Genomic DNA, 17,233 nt, shown 5'->3' with positions numbered 1-17,233 from the left:
TTGGACAACTCACAGCAAGCGCGTCACGCTGGTGCTTTGCACCACTGACAAAAGCTTCGAGGAGACCAGCATGCCCGTTTATCGTTCCCGCACCACCACCCAGGGCCGCAACATGGCCGGCGCCCGCGCGCTGTGGCGCGCAACCGGCATGAAGGATGGCGACTTCGAGAAACCGATCATCGCCGTGGTGAATTCCTTCACCCAGTTCGTGCCCGGCCACGTGCACCTGAAGGACCTGGGCCAGCTGGTCGCGCGCGAGATCGAGGCCTCGGGCGGCGTGGCCAAGGAATTCAACACCATCGCGGTCGACGACGGCATCGCCATGGGCCACGGCGGCATGCTGTATTCGCTGCCTTCGCGCGACCTGATCGCCGACTCGGTCGAGTACATGGTCAATGCCCACTGCGCCGACGCCATGGTGTGCATCTCGAACTGCGACAAGATCACCCCGGGCATGCTGATGGCCGCGATGCGCCTGAATATCCCGGTGGTCTTCGTCTCGGGCGGCCCGATGGAAGCGGGCAAGGTGGTCAAGACGGTCGACAACGGCCAGAAGGTCATCAAGCTCGACCTGATCGACGCCATGATCAAGGCTGGCGACAGCAGCGTCTCGGATGCGGACGTCGCCGAGATCGAGCGCTCGGCCTGCCCGACCTGCGGCTCGTGCTCGGGCATGTTCACGGCCAATTCGATGAACTGCCTGACCGAGGCGCTCGGTCTTGCGCTGCCGGGCAACGGCACCATCGTCGCCACCCATTCGGACCGCAAGGAGCTGTTCCTGCGCGCCGGCCGCCTGATCGTGGAGATCGCCAAGCGCCACTACGAACAGGACGATTATTCGGTGCTGCCGCGCGCGATCGCCAGCAAGGCCGCGTTTGAAAACGCGATGGCGCTGGACGTCTCGATGGGCGGCTCGACCAACACCGTGCTGCACCTGCTGGCGGCGGCGCACGAGGCCCAGGTGGAATTCACCATGGCCGACATCGACCGCATCTCGCGCAAGGTGCCCTGCCTGTGCAAGGTCGCGCCGATGACCGACAAATACCATATCGAGGACGTGCACCGCGCCGGCGGCATCTTCTCGATCCTGGGCGAACTGGCGCGCGCCGGCTTGCTCGACACCTCGCTGCCGACCGTGCACAGCCCGTCGATGGGCGAAGCGATCGAACAATACGACATCAAGCGCAGCATTGATCCGTCCGTGCACCAGCTGTTCCGCGCAGCGCCGGGCGGCGTGCCGACCCAGGTGGCCTTCTCGCAGTCCGAGCGCTTTGCCGGCAATGACCTCGACCGCAGCCTGGGATGCATCCGCGACCGCGACCACGCCTACTCGCAGGACGGGGGCCTCGCGGTCTTGTACGGGAACATCGCCGAGAAGGGCTGCATCGTGAAGACGGCAGGCGTGGACGAGAGCATCCTGGTCTTCTCCGGCAAGGCGCGTGTGTTCGAGAGCCAGGACGCGGCGGTGGAAGCGATCCTGGGCGACCAGGTCGCCGCTGGCGACGTCGTCGTCATCCGCTATGAAGGCCCGAAAGGCGGGCCGGGCATGCAGGAGATGCTTTACCCGACCTCGTACATCAAGTCCAAGGGATTGGGTAAAGCCTGCGCGCTGTTCACCGACGGGCGCTTCTCGGGCGGCTCCTCGGGCCTGGTGATCGGCCACGCCTCGCCGGAAGCGGCCGAGGGCGGGGCGATCGGGCTGGTGGAAGAGGGGGACCTCATCGATATCGACATCCCGGCGCGCACGATCAACCTGCGTGTGAGCTTCGAGGAGCTGGCGCACCGGCGCGGGAAGATGGAAGACCGCGGGCTCGACGCGTGGATGCCCGTTGGTCGCGAGCGCTATGTGTCGCAGGCGCTGCAGGCGTATGCGGCCTTGACGACGTCGGCGGATCGCGGGGCGGTACGGGATATCACCCAGCTTCGCCGCTGAACCGTAGGGTGGGCAGAGTCATTTCGGGCAATGCCCGGAATGACGCCCACGCGTTCAACTATCGGTCGAAATGCTGTCGCGCGTCCTCACGCACTCATTGAACGCGTGGGCAAGGAACTTGCCCACCCTACGGAATGCGGCAACGCATCCGCTGACTATTTTTTTCCGCCGTGCTCCCGGTATTCCGGACAATCGACCTGCAACAGCGAGCGGTCGTCCAGGCACACCGCGGTCAGCTTCCCGCCCCATACGCAGCCGCTGTCCAGCCCCACCAGATTCGGCCTGAGCACCAGCCCCAGCGCCGACCAGTGCCCGAACACCACCGTCACGTCGCTGGTGCGCCGTTGCGGCAAATCGAACCACGGCACCAGGCCGGATCCTTCCGGCCCGCGCTCGCTTTCCTTGTGCAGGAAGTCCATGCGCCCATCGGGAGCGCACAGGCGCATGCGGGTGAGCGCATTGACGATGCAGCGCAGCCGCGCGATGCCGGTCAAGTTGTCGTCCCACCCGTCCGGCTCGTTGCCATACATGTTGCGCAGGAAGTCGATCCAGCCTTCGCCTTGCAGGGTAGCCTCGACTTCGTGCGCCAGCGCCATGGTCTGCGCCGCATTCCATTCGGGCGCCACGCCCGCATGCACCAGCAGGTGGGCGTCGACGAACATCGCCAGCGGGCGGCGGCGCAGCCAGTCGATCAGCGCGTCGCGGTCGGGAGCGGCCAGGATCTCATCGAGCGTATCGGAACGGCTGGCGCGCTGGGCGCCCACGGCCACGGCGATCAGGTGCAGGTCGTGGTTGCCGAGCAGGGCTTCGACGCGGCCGGGATGGGCGTCGGCCAGCGCCTTCATCTGGCGCAGGGCGGTCAGCGATTCCGGGCCGCGGTTGATCAGGTCTCCCACGAACAGGATGCGCGACCCGTCCTGGCCGTGGCCGCGTGCGTCTTCGTGAATGCGTTCGATCAGGAGTTGGGCTTCGTGGGCACAGCCCTGCAGGTCGCCAATGGCGTAGGTTCTCATGTTGTTCTTATCGGTGGTGACGGCAGTGGTGCAGGCGGCGCTGCAATGGCGCGCAAGGCGCGATCGCTGTTTGGAGTCTAAATGATTTCGCCTGCCCCTGCAGCGGATATCGCAGTGGGGCGCGCTACCGATTGCACAGGTAAACCGCGCGCGAATTTGATCGAATCGAAGCGCGCGCGATGCAATCCATTTCAGCGCCGGAGAGCCTCATCTATTCCGGTACAATGGCGCTACATCCATTGATAAGAGTGCCGTGGGATTTCCGCGGAGTCGAAGCGGAAACGACTCACCTAATTGCACCGAAAGAATAATAAATGTTCTCCTTTTTTGTCAGTTTCGTCTCTTGCGCGCTGCTGACTCTGCTTGTGATTAAGCTTGCGCAGCGCAATGGCGCCGCGCTCGACAACGATTATGGCGGCGTGCAGAAATTCCATTCCCATGCGGTGGCGCGCATTGGCGGCGTACCGATCTATCTGGCGGTGGTAATCACCGGCGCGGTGTCGGTGATGCGCCAGCCATCGCTCGGTCCCTGGCTCGCGCCTTTGCTCGGATGCGCCTGCATTGCGATGGCCGGCGGTATCGTCGAAGACTATACCGGCAAGGTCTCGCCCGCGCGCCGGCTGCTGCTGACGATGGTCGCCGCGCTGCTCGCGTATTACCTGCTCGGCGCAAAACTGGTGCGCCTCGATCTGCCCTGGGGCGTGCTGTCGCTGCAGCTCGACTGGATCGTGGTGCCGCTCACGGTGCTGGCGGTGGCAGGCATCGCGAACGCGGTCAACATCATCGACGGATTCAACGGCCTGGCCAGCGTGGTCAGTATTTGCATGCTGATGTCGCTGGCCTATGTGGCGCTGCAGGTGGACGACATGTTCGTGCTGGTGACGGCGCTGGTGGTGGCCGGCGCCACGGCCGGTTTCCTGATCTGGAATTATCCGGTCGGCCTGATTTTCCTCGGCGACGGCGGCGCGTATTTCATTGGCTTCATGCTCGGCGAACTCGCGCTGCTGCTGGTGATGCGCAATCCCCAGGTGTCCACCTGGTATGCCGCGCTGCTGCTGATTTATCCGGCTTTCGAAACGATATTCTCGGCATACCGCCGCATGTTTGTGCGCGGTAAATCGCCTGCGCTGCCCGATGGTATTCACCTGCACAGTTTAATATTCCGCCGTATCGTGCAATGGACCGTTGGTCCGCGCGAAGCACGCGCACTGATGAAACGGAACGCCCGCACTTCGCCTTATTTATGGTTGTTTTCACTGATGGCGGTGATTCCGGCTACGGTGTTCTGGAAAAACACAAGCGTGCTCATGTTCTTCAGCTTGTTGTTTATAATCAGTTACCTGTGGTTATATGCGCGTATCGTTCGATTTAAGTCGCCACGCTGGCTCTTTTTACACAGGAAGAACGGTAAATAAACTATTAATGTAGTATATTGCGACAATTGGTGAGTTTCACCGTACTTGCATCAACCTCTGTATCAACCTTTACCTATTGAGGGAACGAAGATGGATCTGTCTAATATGTCGGTAGGCGATATGCGCAACCTGCAAGAGCAAATCAAGCAGGAAATGAAGAAGCGCGAAGTGCAGGAAGTGCAAAAAGCACGCGAACAAATCCTGGCAATCGCGCAGAGCGTCGGCGTGCCCCTCAAGGACCTGCTGGCGACCGGTGGCCGCAGCAATGCGACCAAGGGTAATTCGGTGGCCGTGCGTTTCCGTCACCCTGACAATGCATCGCAGCAGTGGACCGGCCGTGGCCGCCAGCCGAAATGGGTCAAGGAATGGGTCGAAGGCGGCAAGTCGATCGACAAGCTGCGCGTGTAATCCCGGGCCGGCATTGCCGGCCAATCTCATTCGCAAGCGGTCCGCCCGATTCCCCAAGGGCGCCGCTTGCCGCTACAATAGCGGTCATTGTCTTTTCATTCATTCCCGCGTCGACGCCTTGCCGTCACAGCCCGCCATTTGCGTGTGCGGCTGGCTAGCGCTTTCATTCCAGGACATCATGGTTGCTCTCTCCAAAACGATCTTCAAGGCTTATGACATTCGCGGCGTCATCGATAAAACGCTGGACGAAGGCATTGCGCGCCATATCGGCCGCGCATTCGGCGCCGCCGCCCTGGCCAAGGGAGAGCACAAGGTCGTGATCGGCCGCGACGGCCGCCTGTCGGGCCCGGCATTGACAAGCGCCCTGGCAGAAGGCCTGCGCGACGCCGGCGTCGATGTGATCGACCTCGGCATGGTCGCGACCCCGATGGTCTATTTCGGCACCAACGTGCTCGATACCCGTTCGGGCATCATGGTCACCGGCAGCCACAACCCGCCGGACTACAACGGCTTCAAGATGGTGCTGGCCGGCGAAGCGATCCACGGCGAATCCATCACCGGCCTGCACGACAGCATCGCCGCCTACGACGGCAGCATCGCCCCGCAACGCGGCGGCTACAGCACCCACGACATCCGCGCCGCCTACCTCCAGCGCATCATCGACGACGTCAAGGTCTCGCGCCCGATCAAGATTGCCGTGGATTGCGGCAATGGCGTGGCCGGCGCGTTTGCCGCGGACCTGTACCGCGGCATGGGCTGCGAGGTCGTCGAGCTGTTCTGCGAAGTCGACGGCACCTTCCCGAACCACCACCCGGACCCGGCGCATCCGGAAAACCTGCAAGACCTGATCAAGGCGCTGCAGGACACCGACGCCGAGATCGGCCTGGCTTTCGACGGCGATGGCGATCGCCTCGGCATCGTCACCAAGGATGGCCAGATCATCTTCCCGGACCGCCAGATGATGCTGTTCGCAGCCGACGTCCTGTCGCGCAATCCGGGCGGCGAGATCCTGTACGACGTCAAGTGCACGCGCCACCTCGGCCCCTGGATCGAGCAGCATGGCGGCCGCGCCCTGATGTGGAAGACCGGCCACTCGCTGGTCAAGGCCAAGCTCAAGGAAACCGGCGCCCCGCTGGGCGGCGAAATGAGCGGCCACATCTTCTTCAAGGACCGCTGGTACGGCTTCGACGACGGCCTGTACGCCGGCGCGCGCATGCTCGAGATCCTGACCAAGGAACAGGATCCGTCCAGGCTGCTCAACAGCCTGCCGATCGCGTCGAGCACCCCGGAGCTGCACCTGCACCTGAAGGAAGGCGAGAACTTCACGCTGATCGACAGCCTGCGCGCCAATGCTTCTTTCCCGGGCTCGGACCGCGTCAACGACATCGACGGCCTGCGCGTGGAATACCCGGACGGTTTCGGCCTGGCGCGTTCGTCGAACACGACCCCGGTCGTGGTGCTGCGCTTCGAAGGCGAGAACCCGGAAGCCCTGGCCCGCATCCAGGGCGAGTTCCGCCGCGTGATCCTGGCCGCCAAGCCCGACGCCGAGCTGCCTTTCTGAGCGCATGGCCGAGGAACAGCGCTTGAAGATCCTCCTGGTGCGCGTGTCGTCGCTGGGCGACGTGCTGCACAACCTGCCGATGGTGGCCGACATCCTGCGCCGCCATCCAGGCGCCACCATCGACTGGGTAGTGGAAGAGGGCTACCAGAGCCTGGTGCGCCTGCACCCGCAGGTCCGCCGGATCATCCCGTGGGCGCTGCGCCGCTGGCGCAAGAGCCTGGGCAAGGGCGAGACGCGCGCCGAGATCAAGGGTTTCTTCCGCAGCTTGCGCGAAGAAGAATACGACTACGTCTTCGACACCCAGGGCCTGCTCAAGACCGGCATCATCATGGGCGCCGCACGCGTCAAGCGCGGCGGCAAGAAGGTGGGGCTGGCCAACGGCAGCGAAGGCTCGGGCTACGAAGGCATCTCGCGCATCTTCCACACCGACAGCATCCCGCTCGACCCGCGTACCCATGCGGTGGCGCGCGGGCGCATGGTGGCCGGCGCCGCATTGGGCTATCCCGTCGCTACCCCCCCCGACTTCGGGCTGCCGGCGCCGCAGGCCGCGCTGCGCCCGGCCTTCCTGCCGCTCGAGGACTACGCCGTGTTCTTCCACGGCACCGCGCGCGAGGCCAAGAAGTGGCCGCAGGCCGACTGGATCGCGCTGGGACAGGCGCTGGCGCCGATGCCGGTGCTGCTGCCCTGGGGTTCGCCCTCCGAACTGGCCGATGCGCAAGCCCTCGCGGCCGCGCTGCCGAATGGGCGCGTGCTGCCCAAGCTGTCGATGATGGATGCGGTGGGCGTGGCCCAGCATGCGCGGCTGGCCGTCGGTGTCGATACCGGCCTGACCCATATCGCCGCCGCCTTCGTGCGCCCGACCGTGGAAATCTATTGCGACTCGCCGAAGTGGAAGACCGAAGGCAACTGGTCGGACCGCATCGTCAACCTCGGCGATCTGGGAATGCCTCCTGCCGCGCCGGAAGTGATTGCAGCGGCGCGCCGCCTGCTGGAGTCGACTTGATCCGTCTTTTCTATTCGCTGGCCTGGTGGCTGGCGCTGCCGGCCGTGCTGGGCCGCCTGTGGTGGCGCGGGCGCCAGGAGCCCGGCTACCGCGCGCACTGGATGGAGCGTCTCGGTTTCCCGGATGCTGCGCCCTCGAACCGCCCGACGCTTTGGGTGCACGCCGTGTCGGTGGGCGAAACCCGCGCCGCCGAACCGCTGGTCGAAGCGCTGCTCACCGCCTATCCCGACTCCCGCATCCTGCTCACCCACATGACGCCGACCGGGCGCGCCACCGGCCGTTCGCTGTTCGGCCACCACGGCGAACGGGTCGTGCAGTCCTACCTGCCTTACGACACCGGCTTCATGGTCGCCCGCTTCCTGCGGCGCTTCAAGCCGCGGGTGTGCATCCTGATGGAGACGGAAGTGTGGCCGAACCTGATCGCCGGCTGCGCGAATGCCGGCGTGCCGGTGGCGCTGGTGAACGCCCGCCTGTCCGAGCGTTCGCTGCGCAGCGGCCGCAAGATGGGCGCCCTGATGACCGACGCCGCGCAAGCCATCACTCTCGTCGCGGCGCAGACCGAGCTGGACGCCGAGCGCATCCGCTCGCTCGGCGCGCCGCAGGTAGCGGTCACCGGAAGCATCAAGTTCGACGTAGTGCCCCCGCAGGCGGCGCTGGAGAAGGGCGCCTGGCTGCGCGCTGGAATCGGCGCGCGGCCCGTATTCCTGTGCGCCAGCACGCGCGAGGGCGAGGAAGCCCTCATCGTCGACGCCTGGCGGCGCGCAGCTGACAAGCCGGCCAACGCGCTGCTGGCAATCGTGCCGCGCCATCCGCAGCGTTTCGACGAAGTCGAGAAGCTGGTGGCGGCGCGCGGCCTGAGCGTCGTGCGGCGCTCGCGCATCGAGCAGGGAGTGGGGCAAGCCGACGTCTTGCTGGGCGACTCGATGGGCGAGATGTTCGCCTATTTCGCCGCCTGCGACTGCGCCTTCATCGGCGGCAGCCTGATGCCGCTAGGGGGCCAGAACCTGATCGAAGCCTGTGCGCTGGGCAAACCGGTGCTGGTGGGCCTGCACACCTTTAATTTCGCCCAGGCGACCGACGAGGCGGTGGAAGACGGCGCCGCCCTCCGGGTGCCGGATGCCGACGCCCTGGTGGCCGCGGCGCTGCGCCTGCTGGAAGACGATGCGGCGCGCGCGCACATGGGCGGGCATGCGCTCGCCTTCGCGGGCCGCCACCGCGGCGCCACCCTGCGCACGGTTGAACTCTTGCGACAACTTATCAGGTAGGTTTTGCTACCATTCCGATTTCGAGCTCGGATAACACTAGGGGATGCGTTATGTTGTCGTTTAATCACCCGAGGCCCGTGAGCAGCAACAAGCCCGTCGCCGTGCTGGTGCAACAGCAGGACGACGACAAGCTGCTGCACATGCCCGTGAGTGACGGCCCTGTGGACCTGCCGGTCCCACATCCCGCCGCCCCGCCGGTGCTGCTATCCGAACTGCATTTTTTCGTCCGCTACACCCTGGGGGAATACCTCAGCTTCATGTGGCAGCACGGCGGCTTCCTGATCCGCCGCCGCCGCATCCGCTGGCCCGCCAGCCTCTACCTGCGCTTGAAGAGCACCCTGAGTGCGGCCCTGCATTTCATCCTGCTCGGGCGCGGCCGCCGCACCTACGAATTCACGATCGACCAGCACGGCATCGTGCGCACCAGCGGCGGCGTGACCCTGATCGGGTGGGAAGACGTGATTGGTGTGCGCACCTATACGCGCGGCTTCATGATGGTGTTGAAGCGCGGGACGCTGCCGATTCCGTACCGCTGCTTGTCGGACGAACAGCTGGCGGCGATGAAGGAGTTGGCGGCGGCCAGGCGCGATGCGCTGTTGTAGGGTGGGCAGATTCTGCCCACGCGGTCAGTCAGCAAGATCATCGGCTACGTCCGCTCAAGCGCTCACTATCGCCGCGTGGGCAGAAAATCTCCCCACCCTACGATTCGCGGCAGATCCGGTCACGCGACTCCGCGGCAGATCTGCTTAATCCGTAAACAACACCGGCATCTCATGCGAGCGCTTGCGCAGCGCCAGCCGCGCCCCATCGTAATCCGGATACACCTCGCCCACCGTCGCCCAGAAAGCCGGGCTGTGGTTCATCTCGCGCAGGTGCGCCAGTTCGTGCGCCACGACGTAGTCGATGAGCGTGAGCGGGTAGTGCACCAGGCGCCAGTTCAGGCGGATATTCCCTTCGATCGTGCACGAACCCCAGCGCGTGCCGGCCGAGGACAGCGCAAACGCGCGGTAGCTCACGCCCAGCAGCGGCGCAAAATGATCGAGCCGCTCCTTGAACAGGCGCTTGGCCTCGGCCTGGAACCACAGCTTGACGCGTTCCTTGAGCTGCCATTCCGACAGTCCCGGCACCACGCCGATCCATAATTCATTGGCCAGCGCGTCGAACTGGCAGTGGCTGCGCGATGCTTCTTCGAGCCGCAACACGATTTCGCCGCCCAGGTAGGGCAGGCGCGCGCCGTCCTTCCATTCGACCGGTACGCGTTCTTTCTGCTTGGCGCGGCGCTCGCCCCGTTCGAGCAGCTTGGTGAGGATCCAGCGGCCCTTGGCGCGGATGGCATTGTCGATGTCGGTTTGCGCGCAGCGGCGCGGCGCGGTCACGCGCAGGCCGTCATCGTCGATCATGAAGCCGATCGAGCGGCGTGCGGAGCGGCGCAAGGCGTAATCGACGGTGTGGGCGCCGAGGACGATGCGCTTGAGCGGCGGCTCGCCATCGGCCACCGGCGGGGAGGGAAGAAGGTTGCGCGGCGCCGGCGGCGGCGCCTTGAACAGCGGCTGGGCCGGCGTCGCAGGCCTATCCGCCGGCTTGAGCGCGGCGAAGAATTCCTGGGCGAACAGCTCGAGCTGGCGCCCGTCGATCTTCGGGGAGGTCATGGCTTGCTGCGGCTGCGAATCCCTGATCTGGGCGCTGACGTCGCTCAGCCACCTTTGTAGGCGTGGGGCGAAATGACGCGCATTTCCGATTCTATCCAATTTTCGACCTCTTGCATCATGCTCTCGGGGGTGTGATTGTCTGGCGAAATCGGTTTGCCAATCGAGACGGTGATCAAGCCGGGACGCTTGATGAACGAGTTCTTCGGCCAGCATTCACCTGAATTATGCGCGATCGGCACGACAACGGTGTGGGTTTCGACAGCCAGCCGGGTACCGCCGCTTTTGTACTTGCCCTTCTGGCCGACCGGGATGCGGGTCCCTTCGGGGAACATGATGATCCACTGGCCGTCGGCCAGGCGCCGCTTGCCGTGGCGGACCACGTGGGCAAAGGCGTTCTTGCCCTGCTTGCGGTCGATCGGGATCATGCGCAGCAGCGCCATGCCCCAGCCGAAGAAGGGGATGTACAGGATCTCCTTCTTGAACACATAGACCAGCGGACGCGTGAGGTTCGGCAGCAGGAAGATGGTCTCCCATGCCGACTGGTGCTTCGACAGCACGATGGCGGGGCTGTTCGGCAGGTTGTCGTAGCCCTTGAATTCGTAGCGGATGCCGCAAATGACCTTGGCGGCCCAGATGATGAAGACGTTCCAGCGCGAGGTCACCCAGAAGCGCTTGTTGTACGGCAGGGGCGCTGCCAGGAAGCACACGCAGGCCCACACGACGGTGGCCACGATCATGACGATCTTGAAGAGCAGGGAACGCAGAAACAGGGTGAAGGTGTGCAAAGGGGCTCCGGACGGATGTTCGTTATCTGTTATTCGTTATTCTGGCCGCTGTACCGCGGTCTTGAGGAAGGCATGGACCATCGAGGCCAGGTCGGGGAAGACCTGGGTGCCGGGCGGCAGGCCGCCGGTAGCCTGGGTCTTCTCGCCCTTGCCGGTCAGGACCAGGTAGGGCACGCAGCCCATGATGAAGCCGGCCTGCAGATCGCGCAGCGAGTCGCCCACGGTGGGCACGCCCTTCAGGTTCACCTTGAAGCGCTTGCCGATCTCCTCGAACATGCCGGCCTTGGGCTTGCGGCAGTCGCAGTTGTCGATCGCGGCGTGCGGGCAGAAGAAGATGGCGTCGATGTCGGCGCCCACCAGTTGGGCACTGGCGTGCAGCTTCTGGTGGATCGCGTTCAGGGTCGGCATGTCGAACAGCTCGCGCGCGATGCCCGACTGGTTCGAGGCCACGACGACGCGGTAACCCGCCTGGTTCAGGCGGGCGATCGCTTCGAGCGAACCCGGAATCGGAATCCACTCCGCCGGCGACTTGATGAAGTCCGGCGAATCGTGGTTGATGACCCCGTCCCGGTCCAGGATGATGAGCTTCATGGCAGCTACCTTACCAGCTTAGGCGGCCAATTTCGAGATATCGGCGACACCATTCATCATGCTGTGCAACTGCGACAACAGCGCCAGGCGGTTGTTGCGCAAGGCGAGATCGTCGGCCATCACCATCACGTCGTTGAAGAAGGCGTCGACGTCGTCGCGCAGCTGGGCCAGGGTCTTGAGGGTGCCGGTGAAGTCGCCGCGCGCGAATGCCGCATCGACGTCCGGGCGCACGCGCGCGATCGCGGCGGCCAGGTTCTTCTCGGCCTGCTCCTGCAGCAGCTCCGGCTTGACTTCGCCAATGGCGGCCTCGGTCTTTTTCAGGATGTTGGTGATGCGCTTGTTGGCGGCGGCCAGCGAGCTCGATTCCGGCAGGGCGGCGAAGGCCTGCACCGCTTCCAGGCGCTGGACCACGTCGTCGACGCGGTCCGGGTCCTGGGCCAGCACGGCTTCGACTTCGTTCGGCGAGAAGCCGCGCTCGCGCAGCATGCCGCGCAGGCGGTCGAGCATGAAGGCGGTGACTTCCGTACGTGAATCCTTGAATGCTGCCTGGCCCTCGAACACGCCTACTGCGTCGCCCAGCAAGTCGGAAATCGACAGCGGCAGGCGCTTCTCGACCAGCATGCGCATCACGCCGAGGGCGTGGCGGCGCAGTGCGAACGGATCCTTCTCGCCGGTCGGCTGCAGGCCGATGGCCCAGATGCCGACCAGGGTCTCGAGCTTGTCGGCCAGCGCGGCCACCAGGCCGGTATTGGTCGAGGGGAGCTGGTCGCCGGCAAAGCGCGGCTGGTAGTGCTCGGACGCGGCCAGGGCGACTTCCTCGTGCTCGCCGTCGTGGCGCGCGTAATAGGTGCCCATGATGCCTTGCAGCTCGGGGAACTCGCCCACCATGTCGGTCAAGAGGTCGGCCTTGGCCAGGCGTGCGCCGCGTTCGGCAAGCGCCACGTCATAGCCCAGGCGCGCCGCGATGGCGCTGGCCAGTTTGGTCACGCGCTCGGTGCGTTCAAGCTGGGTGCCCAGCTTGTTATGGTAGACCACGCTCGCCAGCTGCGGAATGCGCGATTCCAGGGTCTTCTTCTTGTCCTGCTCGAAGAAGAACTTGGCGTCCGACAGGCGCGGGCGCACCACGCGCTCGTTGCCGCCGACGATCGCGGCCGGGTCATCGGTGGCGATGTTCGACACGATCAGGAAGCGCGAGCGCAGCTTGCCCGCGCTGTCGGTCAGGGCGAAGTATTTCTGGTTGGTCTGCATCGTCAGGATCAGGCATTCCTGCGGCACGGCCAGGAACTCGTCCTCGAAGCGGCATTCATACACCACTGGCCATTCGACCAGGGCGGCCACTTCGTCGAGCAGCGACTCCGGCATCAGAACCTGGTCGGCACCTGCTTTTTCCAGCAGCTGCTTGCGGATGCTGTCCTTGCGGCCTTCGGCACTGGACATCACCTTGCCTTCGCCCTCCAGCACGGCGCCGTACCGGTCGGCGTGCGGGATGGCGATGGCCTGGCCGTGCGACAGGAAGCGGTGGCCCATGGTGTGGCGGCCCGCGTCGAGGCCCAGCAGCGTCAGCGGCAGCACCTGTTCGCCATGCAGCGCGAGCAGCAGGTGCACCGGGCGCACGAACTGCACGGTGGCGCCGTCGGGGCGCTGGTAGCTCATGAGCTTGGGGATCGGCAGCTTGGCGACGGCGTCAAGCAGCACCTCCTGCAGGCCGCCGGCAAGCGCGCTGCCGCTGGCGGTATAGGTATAGAAGAAGGATTCGGCCTTGCCGTCCTGGGCGCGTTCGAGATCGGCGACCGTCAGGTCGGGGAAGCCCAGCGCGGCCAGCTTCTTGGCTAGCGGCGCAGACGGATTGCCGTCCTTGTCCAGCGCGACGGAGACCGGCAGCACCTTCTCGCGCATGGATTTGTCGGGCGAGGTCGCGCGGACATTGGTGATCGTGACCGCCAGGCGGCGCGGGGTGGCGTGGGGCGTGACGACGCTGTCGGGTTCGAGGAAGTCGCGGGCCTTCAGGCCGTTGGCGATGCCGGTCGCAAACGCGGCGCCCAGCTTGACGAGGGCTTTCGGTGGCAGTTCTTCGGTCTGGATTTCGACGAGGAGAGTCTGGTTCATGGTCTGTTCTGTTCTTTTCCGCTTAGGCTGCGGCTTGGCCGGCAGCGGGGAGCATCGGGAAGCCGAGCTTCTCGCGCGAGTCGTAATAGGCCTGCGCCACCAGGCGCGAGAGCGTGCGCACGCGGCCGATGTAGGCGGCGCGCTCGGTCACGGAAATGGCGCCGCGCGCGTCGAGCATGTTGAAGCTGTGCGATGCCTTCATGATCTGTTCGTAGGCCGGCAGGGTCAGCGCCAGCTCGACCAGGCGCTTGGCCTCGGATTCGTGGTTGGCGAAGGCCTGGAACAGCAGCTCGGTATTGGCGTGCTCGAAGTTGTAGGTCGACTGCTCGACTTCGTTCTGGTGGAAGACGTCGCCGTATTTCAGCGTCTTCTTCTCGCCGTTCTCTTCCCACTCGGTCCACACCAGGTCGTACACGTTCTCGACGCCCTGCAGGTACATCGCCAGGCGCTCGACGCCATAGGTGATCTCGCCCAGCACCGGCTTGCAATCGAGGCCGCCGACCTGCTGGAAATAGGTGAACTGCGTGACTTCCATGCCGTTGAGCCAGACTTCCCAGCCCAGGCCCCAGGCGCCCAGGGTCGGGCTTTCCCAGTCGTCCTCGACGAAGCGCACGTCGTTCTTCTTCAGGTCCAGGCCCAGCGCCTCGAGCGAACCGAGGTAGAGCTCGAGGATGTTTTCCGGCGCGGGTTTCAGCACCACCTGGTACTGGTAGTAGTGCTGCAGGCGGTTCGGGTTCTCGCCGTAGCGGCCGTCCTTCGGGCGGCGCGACGGCTGCACATAGGCGGCGCGCCAGGGCTCGGGGCCGATCGCGCGCAGGAAGGTACCGGTGTGGAAGGTGCCGGCGCCGACTTCCATGTCGTAAGGCTGCAGCAGTGCGCAGCCCTGCTTGTCCCAATAGGATTGCAGGGTCAGGATGATTTGTTGGAATGTGAGCATCTTGTAGGGGGCGGCGCGGGGATCAAGCCGCAGACACGGTTAGTTTGCCAAATGACTAATTCTACTGAATTTTCACGGCCCTCTGGGACCGTATTGAACTCAGCTATTCGATTTGGCGGTTTTACTCGCAGCGCGGATGCGGTAACGGCGGCCGGCGAACCACGCGCCCGCCAGCATCAGGCTGCCCAGCAGCAGGAAAGCCAGGTTGCCCAGGCGGACAAAGGGCGTGAAGCCTTCGGTGCCGCGCACGGTGGCGGTGAGCACGCCGCGGCCGTAGAAGGGCAGCTGCTGCACGATGCGGCCGCGCGCGTCGATGATGGCGGTGGCGCCGTTGTTCGTCGAGCGCAGCATCGGGCGGCCGGTCTCGATCGAACGCATCTGCGAAATCTGCAGGTGCTGGGGGATCGCCACCGATTCGCCGTACCAGGCCAGGTTCGACACGTTCAGCAGCAGGGTCGCGGCCCTGGGCGCGTTGCGCAGCTGGGCCGCGATCTCTTCGCCGAAGGCGTCTTCGTAGCAGATATTCGGCAGCACCAGCTGGTCCTTGACCGGGAAGGGCGCCTGCAGGGCCTTGCCGCGGGTCTGGTCTCCCAGCGGGATGCTCATCAAGTCGGTGAACCAGCGAAAGCCCGGCGGGATGAATTCGCCGAAGGGCACCAGGTGGTGCTTGTCGTAGCGGTAGGGCGCAGCGCCGGGGCCGAAGGCGATCACGCTGTTGGCATATTGGGTCGGGCTGTCCATCATCGGGATGCCGAGTATCAGGTGGCTGCCGGTCTGCACGGCGTAGTCCTGCAGCCCCTTGAGGTAGCCGTCGGGAAGCTGGTAGGGCGTGACGGGGACCGCGGTTTCCGGCGTGGCGATCAGGTCGGCCGGCGCGGCCGTGATCATGCCGCGGTAGCGCTCGATGATGTCGAGGAGGTAGGCGGCATCGAATTTCTGGTCCTGGCGCACGTCGCCCTGCAGCAGGCGTACCGTGACCGGCTGGCCGACGTCCTGGGTCCAGGCAATCTGCTTCAGGCCGAAGCCGGCCGCCATCACGGCGGCGAGCAGGCCCAGCGCCCGCCAGCGCTTGCGCTGGGTCAGCATGGCCAGGCAGCCCGCGCACACGGCGGCGAGGATGCCCACGCCGTACACGCCCACCAGCGGCGCGTAGCCGGCCAGGGGCGAGACGTTGTGGGCATAGCCCGAGGAAGCCCAGGGGAAGCCGGTGAACACCCAGCCGCGCAGCCATTCCGACAGGCCCCAGCTCACGGGCAGCGCCAGCAGCACGAAGGCGGTGACGGTCAGCGACCACTTGCGGCGCAGCCAGGAAGCGGCGCCGCCGGCAAAGGCGCCGAACAGGCCCATGTACAGGCCGAGCAGGGCGATCGAGATCGCCCCTAAAATGGCGGGCAGGCCGCCGAAGCGGGTGATGGCGATATACAGCCAGTGCATCCCGGCCACCGACCAGCCGAAGCCGAAGGCCCAGCCCAGCAGCAGGCCGTGGCGCGGCGAATTTTCCACGCCGACCCGGTAGAAGAAATAGGCCAGCGCCAGGAATTGCACCGGCCACCAGCCGAAGGGTTCGAACGAGAACAGGGAGAGGGCGCCGGCCAGCGCCATCAGCACCAGTGCTGTCAAGGACGGCGTGGCGGCGCGTGCGCCCGGTTCAGTCGCAGTGGAAGGCTGGGTACGGCGGCGCAGCATCAGTCGCGGCCGCCCTGGGTGTAAGGGAGCTTTTCGACCAGCAGTACATGGATCTGGCGGGCGTCGGCGCGCAGCACCTCGAAACGCAGGCCTTCGAGGTCGAAGACTTCGCCCTTGTGCGGCATGCGGCCCAGGTGGCTGGCGACCAGGCCGCCGATGGTGTCGGCATCGGTGTCGAGCAGGTCGGCGCCGATCTCTTCGTTGAACTGCTCGATCTCGGTCAGGGCCTTGACGCGCCAGCGCGGGCCGAGTTGCCCTTCCTTGATCGACAGGACATTGTCTTCTTCTTCGTCGAAGTCGTATTCGTCCTCGATGTCGCCGACGATCTGCTCGAGCACGTCCTCGATGGTGATCAGGCCGGCCACGCCGCTGTACTCGTCGACGACGATGGCCATGTGGTTGTGGTTGGCGCGGAAATCGCGCAGCAGCACGTTCAGGCGCTTCGATTCCGGGATGAAGATCGCCGGGCGCAGCATGGCGCGCACGTCGAACGATTCTTCAGCGTAATAGCGCAGCAAGTCCTTGGCCAGCAGGATGCCGACCACCTTGTCGCGCTCGCCTTCGATGGCAGGGAAACGCGAGTGTTGCGTTTCCATCACGATCGGCAGCCATTCCTCGATCGGTTTGGAGATGTCGACGACGTCCATCTGGGAGCGCGGGACCATGATGTCGCGCACGGACAGGTCGGATACCTGGAACACGCCCTCGATCATCGAGAGTGCGTCGGCATCGATCAGGTTGCGTTCGTGGGCTTCGTGCAGCACTTCGAGGAGTTCTGCGCGATTTTCAGGCTCGGGGGAAATCAGTGCGGTCAGCCGTTCAAACAGCGACCGGTGGGGTTTGGCGTCCGATCGGACGTCACTGGGATACTCGGGCATAGT

15 protein-coding genes are annotated in these 17,233 nt (G+C 65.1%); 7 read left to right on the top strand and 8 right to left on the bottom strand.

The features are described 5' to 3' along the window. Positions 1-70 precede the first annotated feature (70 nt). The gene (ilvD, locus tag AC3XQU_RS02030; protein WP_489872454.1) at positions 71-1,933 is read left to right on the top strand and encodes a dihydroxy-acid dehydratase; all 1,863 of its coding nucleotides are present in this window, start codon (positions 71-73) and stop codon (positions 1,931-1,933) included. Positions 1,934-2,088: 155 nt separating this feature from the next. On the opposite strand, the gene AC3XQU_RS02025 is transcribed toward ilvD, so the two are convergent. Next, positions 2,089-2,946, bottom strand: coding sequence for a symmetrical bis(5'-nucleosyl)-tetraphosphatase (locus AC3XQU_RS02025; RefSeq protein WP_489872453.1), 858 nt, complete (start codon positions 2,944-2,946; stop codon positions 2,089-2,091). 314 nt (positions 2,947-3,260) lie between these two features. On the opposite strand from AC3XQU_RS02025, the gene AC3XQU_RS02020 reads away from it, so the two are divergent. From AC3XQU_RS02020 to AC3XQU_RS01995, 6 genes are all read left to right on the top strand, one after another. Further along, entirely contained in the window at positions 3,261-4,361 is a 1,101-nt protein-coding gene (locus AC3XQU_RS02020) for a glycosyltransferase family 4 protein (protein WP_489872452.1), read from the top strand. A 90-nt stretch (positions 4,362-4,451) separates the two neighbouring features. Next, the gene (locus AC3XQU_RS02015) at positions 4,452-4,769 is read left to right on the top strand and encodes an H-NS histone family protein (RefSeq protein WP_171083133.1); all 318 of its coding nucleotides are present in this window, start codon (positions 4,452-4,454) and stop codon (positions 4,767-4,769) included. 178 nt (positions 4,770-4,947) lie between these two features. Beyond that, entirely contained in the window at positions 4,948-6,330 is a 1,383-nt protein-coding gene (locus tag AC3XQU_RS02010; protein ID WP_489872451.1) for a phosphomannomutase/phosphoglucomutase, read from the top strand. 22 nt (positions 6,331-6,352) lie between these two features. Continuing rightward, a complete protein-coding gene (gene waaC, locus AC3XQU_RS02005; protein WP_489872450.1) occupies positions 6,353-7,333 on the top strand; it encodes a lipopolysaccharide heptosyltransferase I in 981 nt (326 codons plus the stop codon). Further along, on the top strand, positions 7,333-8,598 hold the full coding sequence (waaA, locus tag AC3XQU_RS02000; RefSeq protein WP_489872729.1) for a lipid IV(A) 3-deoxy-D-manno-octulosonic acid transferase: 1,266 nt from the start codon (positions 7,333-7,335) through the stop codon (positions 8,596-8,598). Before waaC ends, waaA begins: the two co-directional genes overlap by 1 nt. A 77-nt stretch (positions 8,599-8,675) precedes the next feature. Further along, the gene (locus AC3XQU_RS01995; RefSeq protein ID WP_489872449.1) at positions 8,676-9,200 is read left to right on the top strand and encodes a YcxB family protein; all 525 of its coding nucleotides are present in this window, start codon (positions 8,676-8,678) and stop codon (positions 9,198-9,200) included. A gap of 144 nt (positions 9,201-9,344) precedes the next feature. Here AC3XQU_RS01995 and AC3XQU_RS01990 read toward each other — a convergent pair whose 3' ends face one another. From AC3XQU_RS01990 to AC3XQU_RS01960, 7 genes are all read right to left on the bottom strand, one after another. After that, a complete protein-coding gene (locus AC3XQU_RS01990; protein ID WP_489872448.1) occupies positions 9,345-10,247 on the bottom strand; it encodes a M48 family metallopeptidase in 903 nt (300 codons plus the stop codon). A 44-nt stretch (positions 10,248-10,291) separates the two neighbouring features. Beyond that, positions 10,292-11,032 (bottom strand): lysophospholipid acyltransferase family protein, encoded by a 741-nt coding sequence (locus AC3XQU_RS01985; protein ID WP_489872447.1) that lies wholly within the window; start codon positions 11,030-11,032, stop codon positions 10,292-10,294. Between the two features lie 36 nt (positions 11,033-11,068). Continuing rightward, positions 11,069-11,623 carry a D-glycero-beta-D-manno-heptose 1,7-bisphosphate 7-phosphatase gene (gene gmhB, locus AC3XQU_RS01980; RefSeq protein WP_489872446.1) on the bottom strand — a complete coding sequence of 185 codons (555 nt, stop codon included), beginning with the start codon at positions 11,621-11,623 and terminating at the stop codon, positions 11,069-11,071. Between the two features lie 18 nt (positions 11,624-11,641). Continuing rightward, complete coding sequence (glyS, locus tag AC3XQU_RS01975) at positions 11,642-13,729, bottom strand: glycine--tRNA ligase subunit beta (protein ID WP_489872445.1); 2,088 nt, start codon at positions 13,727-13,729, stop codon at positions 11,642-11,644. Between the two features lie 22 nt (positions 13,730-13,751). Further along, positions 13,752-14,666: a glycine--tRNA ligase subunit alpha gene (gene glyQ, locus AC3XQU_RS01970; protein WP_489872444.1), complete on the bottom strand. Its 915-nt coding sequence runs from the start codon at positions 14,664-14,666 to the stop codon at positions 13,752-13,754. A 99-nt stretch (positions 14,667-14,765) separates the two neighbouring features. Then, positions 14,766-16,352 (bottom strand): apolipoprotein N-acyltransferase, encoded by a 1,587-nt coding sequence (gene lnt, locus AC3XQU_RS01965; RefSeq protein WP_489872443.1) that lies wholly within the window; start codon positions 16,350-16,352, stop codon positions 14,766-14,768. Continuing rightward, the gene (locus AC3XQU_RS01960) at positions 16,352-17,230 is read right to left on the bottom strand and encodes a CorC family transporter (RefSeq protein ID WP_489872442.1); all 879 of its coding nucleotides are present in this window, start codon (positions 17,228-17,230) and stop codon (positions 16,352-16,354) included. The genes lnt and AC3XQU_RS01960 overlap by 1 nt, the downstream gene beginning before the upstream one ends. Positions 17,231-17,233 lie beyond the last annotated feature (3 nt).

The sequence above is a fragment of the Telluria sp. AZSoR62 genome, assembly GCF_058111565.1.
The sequence above is the reverse complement of the archived record's forward strand: the minus strand, read 5'-3'. Positions and strand labels throughout refer to the sequence as shown.

Excerpts from the sequence above, each read along its gene's own strand:
- AC3XQU_RS02010 (WP_489872451.1), top strand. The coding sequence starts at position 4,948 with ATGGTTGCTCTCTCCAAAACGATCTTCAAGGCTTATGACATTCGCGGC.
- AC3XQU_RS02020 (WP_489872452.1), top strand. The coding sequence starts at position 3,261 with ATGTTCTCCTTTTTTGTCAGTTTCGTCTCTTGCGCGCTGCTGACTCTG.
- gmhB (WP_489872446.1), bottom strand. The coding sequence starts at position 11,623 with ATGAAGCTCATCATCCTGGACCGGGACGGGGTCATCAACCACGATTCG.
- glyQ (WP_489872444.1), bottom strand. The coding sequence starts at position 14,666 with ATGCTCACATTCCAACAAATCATCCTGACCCTGCAATCCTATTGGGAC.
- lnt (WP_489872443.1), bottom strand. The coding sequence starts at position 16,352 with ATGCTGCGCCGCCGTACCCAGCCTTCCACTGCGACTGAACCGGGCGCA.
- glyS (WP_489872445.1), bottom strand. The coding sequence starts at position 13,729 with ATGAACCAGACTCTCCTCGTCGAAATCCAGACCGAAGAACTGCCACCG.
- AC3XQU_RS02015 (WP_171083133.1), top strand. The coding sequence starts at position 4,452 with ATGGATCTGTCTAATATGTCGGTAGGCGATATGCGCAACCTGCAAGAG.
- ilvD (WP_489872454.1), top strand. The coding sequence starts at position 71 with ATGCCCGTTTATCGTTCCCGCACCACCACCCAGGGCCGCAACATGGCC.
- AC3XQU_RS01960 (WP_489872442.1), bottom strand. The coding sequence starts at position 17,230 with ATGCCCGAGTATCCCAGTGACGTCCGATCGGACGCCAAACCCCACCGG.
- AC3XQU_RS02025 (WP_489872453.1), bottom strand. The coding sequence starts at position 2,946 with ATGAGAACCTACGCCATTGGCGACCTGCAGGGCTGTGCCCACGAAGCC.
- AC3XQU_RS01990 (WP_489872448.1), bottom strand. The coding sequence starts at position 10,247 with ATGACCTCCCCGAAGATCGACGGGCGCCAGCTCGAGCTGTTCGCCCAG.